Source organism: Polyangiaceae bacterium (genome assembly GCA_020633235.1).
Classification (GTDB): domain Bacteria; phylum Myxococcota_A; class Polyangia; order Polyangiales; family Polyangiaceae; genus JACKEA01.
The window spans coordinates 257,496-270,291 of record JACKEA010000009.1; the positions used below are offsets into that span (position 1 = coordinate 257,496).

11 protein-coding genes are annotated in these 12,796 nt (G+C 67.9%); 5 read left to right on the forward strand and 6 right to left on the reverse strand.

All coding sequences use genetic code 11. From position 1 onward, the window contains the following. Positions 1–39: 39 nt before the first annotated feature. From H6717_39170 to H6717_39185, 4 genes are all read left to right on the forward strand, one after another. Positions 40–1,869: a GNAT family N-acetyltransferase gene (locus tag H6717_39170; protein MCB9583125.1), complete on the forward strand. Its 1,830-nt coding sequence runs from the start codon at positions 40–42 to the stop codon at positions 1,867–1,869. A 1-nt stretch (position 1,870) separates the two neighbouring features. Then, positions 1,871–2,950: a GNAT family N-acetyltransferase gene (locus H6717_39175; GenBank protein MCB9583126.1), complete on the forward strand. Its 1,080-nt coding sequence runs from the start codon at positions 1,871–1,873 to the stop codon at positions 2,948–2,950. A gap of 91 nt (positions 2,951–3,041) precedes the next feature. Beyond that, positions 3,042–4,340: a hypothetical protein gene (locus tag H6717_39180; GenBank protein MCB9583127.1), complete on the forward strand. Its 1,299-nt coding sequence runs from the start codon at positions 3,042–3,044 to the stop codon at positions 4,338–4,340. Positions 4,341–4,362: 22 nt separating this feature from the next. Then, complete coding sequence (locus H6717_39185) at positions 4,363–4,980, forward strand: MarC family protein (protein ID MCB9583128.1); 618 nt, start codon at positions 4,363–4,365, stop codon at positions 4,978–4,980. On the opposite strand, the gene H6717_39190 is transcribed toward H6717_39185, so the two are convergent. The 3 genes from H6717_39190 to H6717_39200 all read right to left on the reverse strand — a co-directional run bounded on the left by H6717_39190 (position 4,964) and on the right by H6717_39200 (position 8,035). Beyond that, on the reverse strand, positions 4,964–6,133 hold the full coding sequence (locus H6717_39190; GenBank protein MCB9583129.1) for a hypothetical protein: 1,170 nt from the start codon (positions 6,131–6,133) through the stop codon (positions 4,964–4,966). The two genes, H6717_39185 and H6717_39190, sit on opposite strands and share 17 nt — an antisense overlap. Before the next feature lie 198 nt (positions 6,134–6,331). Further along, positions 6,332–7,633: a nucleotide sugar dehydrogenase gene (locus H6717_39195; protein ID MCB9583130.1), complete on the reverse strand. Its 1,302-nt coding sequence runs from the start codon at positions 7,631–7,633 to the stop codon at positions 6,332–6,334. A 90-nt stretch (positions 7,634–7,723) separates the two neighbouring features. Continuing rightward, positions 7,724–8,035 (reverse strand): STAS domain-containing protein, encoded by a 312-nt coding sequence (locus H6717_39200; GenBank protein MCB9583131.1) that lies wholly within the window; start codon positions 8,033–8,035, stop codon positions 7,724–7,726. A gap of 86 nt (positions 8,036–8,121) precedes the next feature. Here H6717_39200 and H6717_39205 point away from each other — a divergent pair, with 86 nt between their 5' ends. Beyond that, positions 8,122–9,105, forward strand: a complete 984-nt coding sequence (locus tag H6717_39205; GenBank protein MCB9583132.1) for a polysaccharide deacetylase family protein — start codon at positions 8,122–8,124, stop codon at positions 9,103–9,105. Here the strand turns inward: H6717_39205 and H6717_39210 are convergent. Genes H6717_39210 through H6717_39220 form a run of 3 tightly spaced genes read right to left on the reverse strand, consistent with a single transcriptional unit; the run spans position 9,068 to position 12,795 of the window. After that, positions 9,068–10,363, reverse strand: a complete 1,296-nt coding sequence (locus H6717_39210; protein ID MCB9583133.1) for a hypothetical protein — start codon at positions 10,361–10,363, stop codon at positions 9,068–9,070. The genes H6717_39205 and H6717_39210 overlap by 38 nt on opposite strands. A 3-nt stretch (positions 10,364–10,366) precedes the next feature. Beyond that, positions 10,367–11,731: a phenylacetate--CoA ligase family protein gene (locus tag H6717_39215; GenBank protein MCB9583134.1), complete on the reverse strand. Its 1,365-nt coding sequence runs from the start codon at positions 11,729–11,731 to the stop codon at positions 10,367–10,369. Beyond that, positions 11,731–12,795, reverse strand: a complete 1,065-nt coding sequence (locus tag H6717_39220) for a hypothetical protein (protein MCB9583135.1) — start codon at positions 12,793–12,795, stop codon at positions 11,731–11,733. The genes H6717_39215 and H6717_39220 overlap by 1 nt, the downstream gene beginning before the upstream one ends. Position 12,796 lies beyond the last annotated feature (1 nt).

Here is a 12,796-nt window from a genome sequence, read left to right on the forward strand (position 1 = left end):
TGTTTTCCGTGCGGAATGCGCCTTGCCTCTCGCTCTCTCATGACCTCCGTCGACGCCCGCGTCGTCCCCTTCGACAGTGTCCGTAGGAGCCCAGCATGGAGCGATTGGCGTGCGCTCACGCGCGACGCTCCGCCATTCCTCACTCCGGAGTTCTTCGCTCTGAACGGACCCTTGTCTCACCAGGGCGAGGCGCTCTTGGCCCAAGCGTGGGAACAGAACGGTCTGGTGGGCGCGCTGCCGCTGTCGTTGTCCCATCGCACGCTCGAAGGGCTGCGCAGTGATCAGACCCCCGGCTTCGACTACTGGGGCAGCGCCGAAGGGCTCTCGGCGATCTGGCGTGCGATCCTCCGCGATGGACGCTGGGACGTGATGGTGCTCAAGAACGTCCCGAAAGAGTCTGCGCTGGCCACCACATTGGTGACGCTCGCGGAAGCCGAGGGCTGCCGCGTGGCCCTGCGCTCGGGGGCGCGCCATCCCTACTTCGAGCTCTCCGACTTCGAGGCGCGGCTCAGCCCCAAGTTTCGTCAGAACCTCAAGCGCTGCGGCCGCAAGGCAGGCGGCGTGGAGCTCGAGCGTCTGACCTCGCCCACGCGTTCCGAGCTGGAAGAGGCCCTGACCCTGGAAGCCATGGCCTGGAAGGGCGCCGCCGGCACCAGTATCGCCACGGATCCGGAGGTCGCGCACCTGTACGGGGCCGTGACCCGGCTTTTCGGACGCCGGGGACGTGCCGCTCTGTCGTTCTTGCGCGCCAACGGTCGGCGCATCGCCCTCTTGTTCTCGGTGGAGGACGACCACACGCTGTACGCCCTCAAGATCGGCTACGACCCGAGCCAAGCGGCGGTGAGCCCGGGCCACCTGATGGTGTGGAAGGTGGCTGAAGACGCCGAGGAGCGTGGCCTCCGTCAGCTCGACTTCGTGGGCCGTGCCGACGACTGGAAGAAGAAGTGGACCGATGTCGCGCACGAGCAAGTGAGCGTGCTCGTGTATCGGCGCTCGCCCCGTGGCCTGCTCGCCTGGACCCTCCACGAGCAGCTCAAGCCGCGGCTGCCGGCGGAGCTCGATCTTCGCTCGCCGCTGCGCCACGGCTGTCAGCGCGACGACATCATCGGCGAGCACACAGCGTCCGAACGCGTGCGCGGTCGCGTCGATCGGGGTCTCGGAATCAAGAGCGGCATCCGGCGGGCGTTCGCTCCCGCGCCGCCGCCACGGGATCCGCTGGGTGCGCCATCGCGCTTCGCTCCGGGCAGTTGGGTGCGAGTGCTCGACGAAGCGCGGGTGCGGAGCACGTTGGACGCTTCCGATCGCTTGCGCGGCCTGGCCTTTGGTCCCAGCCAGTGGCCCACCTGCGGCCAGGTGTATCGCGTGGCCCAGCAGGTGCGCCGCCTGCGGGACGATCAAGGCAGGATGCGCCCCGTCTCGCGAACGGTGCTCCTGGAAGGCGTCACCTGCGCCGGCGCCGGCCCCGAGCCCACAGGCTGCGGCCGTCATTGCCCCATGATGTACCGCGACGATTGGCTGGAGCCGGCCGAGGCACCCCGCCGCGAGCCGCCGAGCGCGTCCACGCTGCCCCACGCGCGGGTGCGGAGCCTGGAGGAAATCCAGCGCGGGCTCGATCTGGAAGGGCGACGCGACGGCGTGACTTTCATGCCGGAAATGGCGCGCTTCGCCGGCAAGCGCCTGCGCATCCTCGAGCGCCTCGACAGCGTTTTCGAGTACGACAAGTGGACTCCGCCCCGCGCCCGCGTGTTTCTCCTGGAAGATGCGCGCTGTACGGGCCAGAGCCTGGGCGCCCGCGGGCCCTGCGATCGATCCTGCGCCCTGGTGTGGCACGAGGACTGGCTGACGCTGGAGCCCAACGGGAGCGCATGATGTGATCCGCGCTCGGTTGCTCGAGGCGACCTCGCCGCGCGTCGAGGCCATCTGGCGTACCCTCGAACAGAAGGCACGGCCGTCGTTCTTCGGCACCTGGGGTTTCGTGGAGTGTTGGCTCGCGTGTTTGCCGGCGGCGGTGCGGCCCCGCCTGTGGCTCCTCGAGCGCGACGGCGCCCCCGCCGCCGCGTGCTTCCTCGGTCGACGCAAGATGCTGCGCCGAGGAGCCATCGTCACGCGCGCGCTGTTCTTGAACGCAACGGGCGTGCCCCGCTTCGACGACTTGTGTCTGGAGCACAACGAGGTGCTGGGCGCCGCCGAGGCGGGCATCACTCTGAACGAGCTGCTCGCCCAGCTGCCGCCGGACCACGACGAGCTGTTCTTGCCTGCCCTGGCCCCCGAGCGCATGCCCGGGAGCCGCCTTTGCGAACGTCTGGAAGGTCGCCACGTGCGCGTCGATCGCCAGGTGCCCGCCCCATTCGTGGATCTCGACCGCGTTCGCTCGTCGGGATCTTTGGGTTGGCTCGGCGCGAGCACTCGCGGTCAGGTTCGTCGCGCCGAAAAGCTCCTCGGCCCCATCACCGCGGAGGTCGCCGCGGACGAAGCCGCGGCCCTCGACGTCTTCGAGGAGCTCGTGGGGCTGCACACCGCGCGTTGGACGACCCGCGGCGAGGACGGCGCGTTCGCCGACCCCTGGGTGCGGAGCTTCCATCGGCGCTTGATACGATCGCGACTTCGCCACGGCGAGATCCAGCTGCTGCGGGTACGCGCGGCGGACGCCACCGTGGGCTGCCTGTACGGCTTGGTCGCCAATGGCCGCGTGCTGTTCTATCAAGGTGGGCTCGCGCAGTTCGCCGATCCGCGGGTGAAACCGGGGTATCTGTGCCACGTCAAGGCCATCGAGCACGCGGCGCGGGAGGGCCACGCGCGCTACGACCTGCTCGCCGGTGGCGCAGACTACAAGCGCCGTCTGGCGGACTCCGAGGTCGTGCTCCGCTGGGCGCGAGTCCAACGCGATCTCGCGCGCTTCGCCGTAGAGGACGCCGCACGCGCGCTGTGGCGGGCCACGCGACGCCGTTAGCTGTTATCGTGACGGCGTGGGGCGAGCACCGCGTGGTTCCGCGCCGAACCGGCATTCAAGTACAGCACGGGCCAAGCGGTACCAGAGGTTCGTGGCCGCGGCTTTGGTGGCGTCGTGTGGTCGGCCTCCCGAGCCGAGGCCGGCGCCGGCCCCGGTGGTGGTGAGCGCGCCCGAGCCCGAACCGGAGCCGGAAGCGGCCGTCGAAGAAGAAGCCGTCGTAGCCCGAGGGCCCGGTCTGGAAGGCCGCCTGGACGACAGCTTTGGTCGGGGCGGCGTGGTGCGCGTGGCACGGGGCCCGGGAGAGCATCGCTTCTCGGGCATCGTGGCCCTGGACGACGACTCCATGGTGGTCGTCGGCTACGCACGCTTCGCCGACGGCAGTGACATGGCGGCGGCGCGAGTCACGAAGGACGGAGCGCTGGACGAGAGCTTCGGCGATCACGGCTTTCTGCGCATCGGGAAGTACCGCGGCTTCGGCGAAGGCGTCGCGCGGGATGCCAAGGGACGGCTGCTGGCCGTAGGCTATTTCTACGCCAAGGGCGTGAACGGCCTGGTGGCTCGCTTCGATCGCCACGGCGTGCTGGACCCGAGCTTCGGCCGGAGCGGCCTGGTGGTGGTCGACGCCGGCAGCGATGACCGGCTCAACCGTGTGTGGGTGCGCAAGGACGGAACCATCATCGCCGTCGGCCATCACTCGTCCGACAAGAACATGGCGGTGGCGCTCCGAAGCGACGGCAGCCTCGAGCCAAGCTTCGGCCAGGGCGGCATCGGCGTGGTGGCCTCCCCCGGGGGCACCGCCTACGTGACCCGCGCGGTGCCGGCGCCCGACGGTGGCGTGATAGCGGCTGGGTATCTCACGGCCGAGCACCAGGGTCTGGTGATCCGCCTCGACGCGAACGGCAAACCCGACGCGAGCTTTGGTCGCGACGGCGTGGCAGTGGTGGAGCGACCCAGAGTCGGCAGCGCTTGGGCGGTGGGCGTGGACGCCGAGGGACGCGTGCTCTTGGGCGTGAACACCGACGTGGGACCGGCGGCGGTGTTCCGACTGCGGAAGGATGGCTCGATGGACACCTCCTTCGGAAAGAACGGCTACGCCCTGAGCACCCGGGACGGCATGGATCAGTTCTACGATTTGCTCGCGGATCCCGCGGGGCGCATCGTGGGCGTGGGATTTCGCGGTCTGGCGGAGGACGCCACCGCGCTCTGGGCCCGCTTCACCCCCGAGGGCGAGCTCGATCCCGCATTCGGCAAAGGCGGAATCGTGAGCCGACCTCTGGGGGGCGGGACATTTTTGTTCGATGCCGACTGGGACTCCCAAGGGCGCTTGGTCGCGTGTGGCAACGTACTCCAGGGAAGCGGTTCACCGGGCATCGTCGCGCGATTTCGTTGATGCGTGATATGGGGGTAGACCCGTGGAAGACGACATCAAATCCGCCGTCTTGTTGACGGTGATCCTGAATCCGTTCGCCCTGTCCGTCTATCTCGGCAGCGTGTTGGAAGAGCAGGATGCCAAGACCGTGGCCGGCATCATGGGCCGCGCCTCGCTCATCAGCGGCGCGGTGTTCGTGCTCTTCGCGCTGGTCGGCAATCGTATTTTCCAGGACCTCTTGCAGGTGCGCTTTGCGGCGTTCCAGCTCTTTGGAGGGCTCTTGTTCCTGGCGATTGCGCTTCGCTTCATGCTCTCCGGCGGCGACGCCCTGATCGCGCTCCGAGGGTCCCCGGGCCACATTGCCGGCTCGGTCGCCATGCCGTTCATGATCGGTCCCGGCACCGTGAGCGCGGCCGTGCTGGCCGGCTCCCGTTTGCCGTGGCCTCGCGCGGTGCTCTCCATCCTCGTCGCGCTGGCGGCCACGGCGCTCACGGTGGTCATGGTCAAGCTCGCCTTGGATCGCGTCCGCGTTCGCGATTCCAAGTTGGTGGAGCGCTACTCGGAGCTCACCGGGCGCGTCTCCGCGGTGGTAATCGGCACCATCGCCTGCGAGATGATCTTTCGCGGTATCGAAGCGTGGCTGTCTACGATGAAGGGCTGAGGTCGCATTCGCTCACGGCCTCGCGGGCGGCCTCCGGCAGCGCTCGTTCGCTGCCGTCCTCCGGGTGACGAGGATCCCAACCGGTGATGCGCGCTAGCACGTCGAGCGGCTCCGTCAGGTAGCGATCGGCGAGGGACTTCTTGTCTTCCGCCTTGGCCTTTTCGATCTCCCTCAACCCGCGCCTGAGCTCTTGCACCACCATCGGGACGAGAGAGCGGTCACCCGCCTTCCCCGCCATGGCCACCAGGCGTTCACGAACCCACCACGCATACTGCCCCTGGACTCGGGGCCATGCCCGGCGAGCCGTGACCACGTACCAGGAGCGAAGCTCCGCGTTGGGCAGCTCCGGTTGAAACGCGACCTGCTCCAGCACGGGCGAGAGCTCGGTCATGGCCAGCCTCAGGCCGAGGTACTGCTGCTGCGAGCTACTGGTGGGGTAGCCGGTGTACGAGCGCGCGAGGACGTGGCCGGAGTCGTCCTCGAGGGCGATACGCGCGTGGAAGTCCGCCGACGAGAAAGAGACCTTGCCCAGACCGAGACCCTTGGGCTCGAGCTCTCGCACCCGAGTGGTGAGCAGCGGGCGCACCTCGGCGAGCACCGTCTCCAGATCGCGAACGGAGATGGCCCCCCGCGCCACGAAGATCCCCGGCTGATCCCCCACCTTGGCGGGAGCTCCGTAGTAGGTGTCGTTGGCCACCGCGAGCACGTCGAAGTGGTCTTCGTCGTCCTTCCGCGTCAGCTGCCAAAGCTGCAGCGACCCGCCATGGCCGGAGCCCGTTTCTACCTCGATGCGCACGATGGACGCCGTCAGCGGATCGCAACCGAAGCTGACCTCGACGGTGCCGTCCTTGGTTTGACGGTCGTACCTCTTTTCCAGCTTGGGCCGGAGGACCCGCTCCGTCTTGCGATGATCGACGCACAGCCCGACGTCGTGCTCCGGCTCCCGCGGCAAGGGCTTCGGGGGTCCGTCCGGCAAGCAGCGATTCGCCGCTTCCGACCGCGGCGGAGGGGCCAGCGCCGGTTCCGGCACGGCTTGCACCACGGGCGTGCTCACCGGCCGCGGAGAGCGTGCTGGTGGTGCCGCCGCCGCGCAACCCACGACGAGCAGCAGCCCGAGCATCGAAACGCGACGGGTATCGCGCCGAGTCAACATCAATTCGAAGCCCTGCATTCGTTCACGGCTTCGCGCGCAGCGTCCACCAGAGAGCGATCGCCGCCGTCGCCGGCATGCCACGGGTCCCGGCTCGCCTCACGGGCCAGCAGCCCCCGCGGCGGTGCAACCGCTGGCCGAGCGGGTGCGGCGGCACAATCCGGGAGCAAGAAGACGATGGCGGCGCTGCGCACGCTGCCATCATAGGCCCACGACGCGACTCCTGTCCCCCGGCACTCCGTGGAGCGCATCGCGCGTGTCCACTACCAGCTTGGCTTCGGCCAGAAGCCGCTCGCGAGGAAGGCCCGTGTGGTCCGTCACGACGACCACGGCATCGTAGGGCTCGAAGCTCGCGCTGGGGCCCACGCTGGTCATGACCAGACCGTGCTCCGAGACCTGCGGTACGTGCGGATCCATGTACGACACCTTGGCGCCCCGCCCCTTCAGGCCCTCGATCACGTCGAAGGCCGGGCTCTCGCGGACGTCGTTCACGTCCTTCTTGTAGGCGATGCCGTAGACGAGAACATTGGAGCCACGAAGCGGTTTTGCGTGGTCGTTGAGCGCGGCAGCCACCCGCTCCACGACGTACTCCGGCATCGCGCTGTTGATGCTGTCCGCCAGCTCGATGAACCGCGCTTGGTACTTCAAGGCGCGGAGCTTCCAGGACAGGTACAAGGGGTCGATGGGAATGCAATGCCCGCCCAGGCCGGGCCCGGGATAGAACGGCATGTAGCCGAAGGGCTTGCTGGCCGCCGCGCGAATCACCTCGAAGGGATCGATACCGAGGCGGCGGCTCATGATGGCGATCTCGTTGACCAAGCCGATGTTCACGGCACGGAACGTGTTCTCGAGCAGCTTGACCATTTCTGCCGCTTCCGTGCTGGAGACGACAACCAGCGTGTCGATGATCTTGGAGTACAGGGCCTGTACCATCGCGCTGCACTCCGGCGTCGCACCGCCGATGACCTTGGGCGTGTTCTTGGTCTTGTACACGCTGTTTCCGGGGTCCACACGCTCGGGGGAGAACGCCACGAACACGTCCCTGCCCAGACGGAAGCCATTGGCCGTGAGCTTCGGGACCATCACCTCGGTGGTGGTCCCCGGGTAAGTGGTGGACTCCAGGACCACCAGCATTCCGGCGTGCTGGTGGGCGGCGATGGCCTCCGTGGCCTCGACGATGAACCGCATGTCCGGGTCCTTCGTCTTGTTCAGGGGAGTGGGAACGCAAACGATCACCGCGTCGGCTTCCCGCAACACCTTGGGATCCGTCGTACCGCGAAGCCTCCCTTCCTTGGCGTGAGGCGCGAGGTCCTCGCTGGGCACGTCCTGGATGTAGGACTGCCCCGCCTCCAGCAGGCGTGCCTTCTGTGCATCGTGGTCGAGCCCCGTCACGCGATAGCCCGCACGTGACAGCTCGGCCACCATCGGGAGACCGACGTAGCCAATGCCTTGGACGACCACGTGAGCGTTCTTCGATTCGATCTTGTCGAGCAGGCTGGACATGAGAATTTCTGCCTTGCTGTGCGCGCGATTCGGTCACGAAACGGCTTCGCGAGCACGCGGGCGCCGCGCCACAATTGCGCTCGCGGCCGCTCAGGGACTGACGTCCAGACCGAACACCAAGTCCAAGCGCAGGAGCTTGAAGATCGCGAGCGGCTGATTGGCCACGTTCACGAACTCCACGTTCCCACCCTTGGCTCGCACTCGCTTGTAGAGAGAAACGAGCGCTCCGACACCAGAGCTGTCGATCAAACGCAATCCCTGAAGATCCACGGTGACGTTACGGCCGGATTGTTCCGCGATGGAGTCCAGGGTCGGTCTCAAGTCGGAACATGTGAGCGCGTCCAGCTCCCCCGCCACGTGCAGGCTCAAGTGGTCTCCCTCGTTGGTCACGCTGTGCTTCATGGAGCCTCCGGTCCGCCAAAGCTCATGCAAACGTCGAGCCCGTACGCCGCCCAAGGGGCACGTGCTTTGCACATGCAACGGATGTCATGTTGCGTCGGCGCCTTGCGAGCGTGCTGGATCGGCTGGGGCTCATCGAGCACGTTCTCGCCCACGCCCGTTGGCTGCCGGTGCTGGCGTACCATCGCATCCGTCGCGGGCTGGATCGCTTCGACCAAGGGGTGGTCGACGCCACCCCGGAAGCCTTGGATTGGCAGCTGACGGAGCTGTCGCGGCACTTCGAGGTGATCTCTTGCGACCAGCTCCTCGATGGCGACGTGCCGCCGCACGCCGCCATGGTGACCTTCGACGATGGCTACCGGGAGTGCATCACCGAGGCTCTGCCAGTGCTAGAGCGCCATGGAATCCCGGCGACCTTTTTCGTGGTCACGGGAGACATCGCCGAGCGACGCGTGTTCTGGTGGGATCGCATCGCCTATGCGCTCCACGAGACGGCGCTCGAACACATCCGCATGAGCTACCCAAAGCCCCTGGAGCTGGACCTCACGGAGGGACGGGAGCGAGGGATCCGGACGCTGCTTTCGGTGGTGAAGGCGACCCCCGCTCTGGATTTCTCGCGATTCTTGCGCGAGCTGTACCAGCGCGGGGAGGTGCCGTGGACCCCCCAGGACGAACGGCACTGGGCAGATGTGCTCGTGATGAGCTGGGACGACGTTCGCGCCCTCCGAGATGCCGGCATGCAGATCGGCTCGCACACGCGAACGCATCGCATTTTGCAGAACGTTCCTGCGGAGGAGCTGGCCGACGAGCTCCGCGGCTCGCGCGACGATCTACGACGGGAGCTCTCCGCGGACGTGCGCGTCGTCTCGTATCCCGTTGGGCGCCCCATCAGCGGCTCCCCCAGCGTCGTCGCTGCCGTGCGAGACGCAGGCTACACCCTCGGCTTTTCCACCGGAGTGCACTGGCTTCCGAAGACGACGCACTCGTTGGATCTAGCTCGCATTTGTCTGGACCCCGACATCACCGCACCCGAGCTCAGGGCGCTGCTCGCGCACCCGGCGTTTGCGGGCTGAGGGCGTCGCTGCGATCCACGCGGCGAGGGCTTCGCGGGCGGCGCGGCAGCTGATCGTCCGGAGGAACGCGCACGCCGGCCAGGAGCAGGATCGTGTTCTTGACGAAGCTCAGGGGCAGCGGCGGAGCACTGGCGTCCGAACGCTGCTCGATGTGCTGGTAGCGGAGCGCGACGCTAACGCCGGGTAGCGCCTGCCAGGCGAGCTGGACGTCCGCCTGCCACAGGTCCACCCGAGCGGCCCGGGTGGCGTCCTCCTCGATCAGACGGCCTCGCTCTGCCCCGGCGGAGGCCTCCAGGGCGAACGCGCCGATGGGCACGCCGCCCCGGGCCTGGACCTGGTCCACGATCGAGAACTGACCGAGGGACAGGTTGGTCGTCACGCGGTGCGCGTAAGAAACCTCGGCATTGGCTTCGTCTCGGGCAAAACCCAACAGGGCCGAGCCCGTCGGATACCAAAAGCCACGACCACTCTCGAGACGCTGGACCCTCCCCGCGCCGAGCTCCAACCGCGAGGCGAAGTCCGTTCCGAAATCGTGACGCCAGATCCCGGCGCCGGTGCCCATGAGCTGCCGCTGAGTACCGGCGGCCGTGCCGTCGGAGCGCAGCGTGCGCGTCGCGACGGCGTAGCTGGAAGCAGCCTCCGCACCGATCGCGTCGGCGCGAAACAGGCGCTCGGCACCGAGCAGGCCGCCCCCTTCGAAGGTCCGCGGGCCATCACCACCAAAGAGCGGGGCGCCAAACCCCGCGTGGCCGCTCTGGTATCCGCGGAGCTCCGGGCTCAGGTCGATGCTCAAGAGCTCGTCCGCCGTCACGACGACAATGGAGCTACTGCCCGGAGCCCAAGCTCCGAGCTCCGTCAGCCCCGCGGACGTCAAGGTGGTGCTCGAGTAGGGCCGCGCTTGGGACGCCGCCGCGCCGAGCACCAGGCTCGCGTTGGGAGACAGGTCGAAGAGCCCCCGGTAGTCGGCCCGCTGCGAAACCGAGTTTGCTTCGTCCTGGTGCGCGAACAGCGTGAAGCTCAGGGTGTAGCCGACTCTCTGAAGCGCGCCCGCGGACGACTGGGCGTAGCCAACGCCGGGGCTGAGCAGCAAGAACGAGTCACCTGCCTTCCCGGAAATTCCCGGTGGCGGCTCCTTCGGCGACGAACGAACGTTGTCGGTGTAGCCAACGGCGACGTCCGCCGTGCCCTGCACCGCGGACTCCGAATGCGCCACCCCTGCCCACAGCAGCACGGCGGCAGCGAGCAAACGCGACGACACGGCTCAAGCTCCCTCCACGCGCACGACCGACAGCTTTCCCCCGGGGCCCGGAGACAGGCTCGAACACTGGTGAATCCGCAGCGGGATCCCCGGGAGGAAACGTTCACAGGCCGCGCGCACCTGGGCCGACGCAGCGGGCATCAAACCAGGAACGACGAACAAGTCGATCGTCCTATCGGCGCGCTGAACGACCTGGAACTGTCGGACTCGGTCCGCCATCACCGAGAACAGGACGTTGAAGAAGAGGCCGCTCACCGGGCGGCCAGCGCCGTCGTGCAGTGTCTCCGTCTTTCGCCCTTCGATGCTCGACAGCCGCTCGAGGCCTCGCCCGCAGCCGCAGCGTCCCGGAGGCATTCTCACCGCCAGGTCACCCGTCAGATAGCGGATGAACGGCGCACCGAAGTTGTGCAGATCCGTGACCACTACTTCGCCGACCTCGCCGGGTCGCGCGGGGCGTTGTCGACCCTCGCCCCGAACCACGAGCTCCACGATCAGATTCTCCATGGATACATGGAGGCCGTCGTGGGCTTCGCACTCCGCCGCCATCAACATCACCTCACGACTGCCGTAGGTCTCGAACACGGCGGAACCGAAGGCCTGCACGATGGCTGCGCGATCGGCCGAGAACAAGCGCTCCGCGCCGCAGATCACGGTGGTATCTCGCCGTGAACGACCCGAGGCGAGCCAATGGCGGGCAAGGGCGGCTCCCGCCTGCGCGTAACAGACGATCACCGTGGGACCCAGGGACTCCACGGCACGAGCCACGGCCTCCAACGCCCGAGGCGAGCGATCGGTACAGTCGATGAAATGCTCGCGCTTGAGCGCGTGATCGAGAGCGGACTTGACGCGCGAGAGCGGCCGCTGGCCGAACAAGGCCGCCAAGCTGCCCCAGAAGTGCAAGCTCTTGTCGCCGGGCAAGTAGCCCGCCCAGGCATAGCCGCGGAGCCGGGTGGCCTGCCGCCAGTGCTCCGACGTTCGATCGTAGGCGATCTCGAGGGGACGGCCGCTGCTGCCGCTCGTCATCTTCTGGATCTCCACGCGCGGTGGAGCGTCCGAGAAGCGCTCGAGGAAGGAGCTGGCTGCCGTCGGCCGGTCGAGGAGCGGCAACAACGGCAAGGCGTCGACTCCGCTGACGTCTTGGGGACGAACGTCGGCCGCGAGCATGACCTTGCGGTAGTAAGGCGAGTGCTGGAACGCATGCTCGAGGAGCTTCCGAAGCTCGCTTCCCTGGAAGGACCGCAGCTCGCCGTCGCTCCACCACTGGCTCCGCGCCAGACGTTCGGCGAGCTCGAGGATCGGACGGCGTCGGACCCCACGCTCCCACGCGGGAAACAGGACTTCGCGAAACACGAGACCGTAGCGGTCCATCACGACACCACCGGGGGAGGGCGAAGCAGATAGTCGCGGTAGAGATCCGGATCACCCGAGTGACCGTCCATCGCGGCGCAGGCAATGCAGTACATCTCCCGAGCGGTGACGTAGTGAAGCCGGGTGCCCAGCGCGGCGAGCGCTCGATGGAGCTCACGCCCGCTGGTACCCAGGAGCGCTCGGGCTCGGGACTCCGGCGCGCCATGGGTGTGGACCTTCACGAAGGCCCACTCCGGACGACCGCGAACGTGAACGTCCTGTCTCAGCCAAGTCCGAGCACGTCGCTCGGTGGGCGGATCCCGCTCGGAGAGCGCCCCGTTCTCCATGCGCACGCCGAAGCGCCCCCCGCGGTCGAAGCCCAGCGGGCCTTCGACCAGCAGAATGCGATCGCGGCGGCGGCGCCCCACCCGAGCGGGCTCCCCCCGCTCGTGTCCGCGGGCTCGCTTCGGATCGCCGAGGGGCCAGTAGATCTCGTTGACGATCGGCGGCTGACTCGGGTCGGGGGCGGACGGGAAGGTGAAGTCGGCGAAGCAGCCGGTCCGCCACAGCACGTCGAGCTCCGAGTCGACCCCGCACCACGGCCCGCTGTTGGCGAGGCACCAGTTCCCGTGCACGAAGGCATAGCGAAGGGCGCCGTTGGCGTCCCGCGAGAGGAGCCCGTGCGACGCATAGCGCGTGAGCGCCTCGACGATGGTGTGTTCGAGCTGGGGCGCGTCGTCGTCCCGATGGTGCAAATGGAGCTCCACCTCCGCCAGCCCTTGCCGGGTGAGCTCCGCCAGCGGCGCCATCAAGTCCGGGGAGTACTGCTCCGCGGGGAAGAAGAACGTGTGCCGCGGCGGACGCCCATCCACGTCCCGGAACTCTCGCCCCAGCTCGGGATACCGCTCGCGCCAGGCATTCACTCGGCAAAGCCCCACGGAGGGGTCCGCCCCACCCCACAGCGGCTCGAAGTGATCGCACAGGGCGAACAGCACGTGGCTGGGCTTCGGCGCGGGCAGGCGCTGCAGGCGTTGACGCAGGTAGCCGAAGATCCAGCGTTCGAGGTGCTTTTCCATCAGCAACATG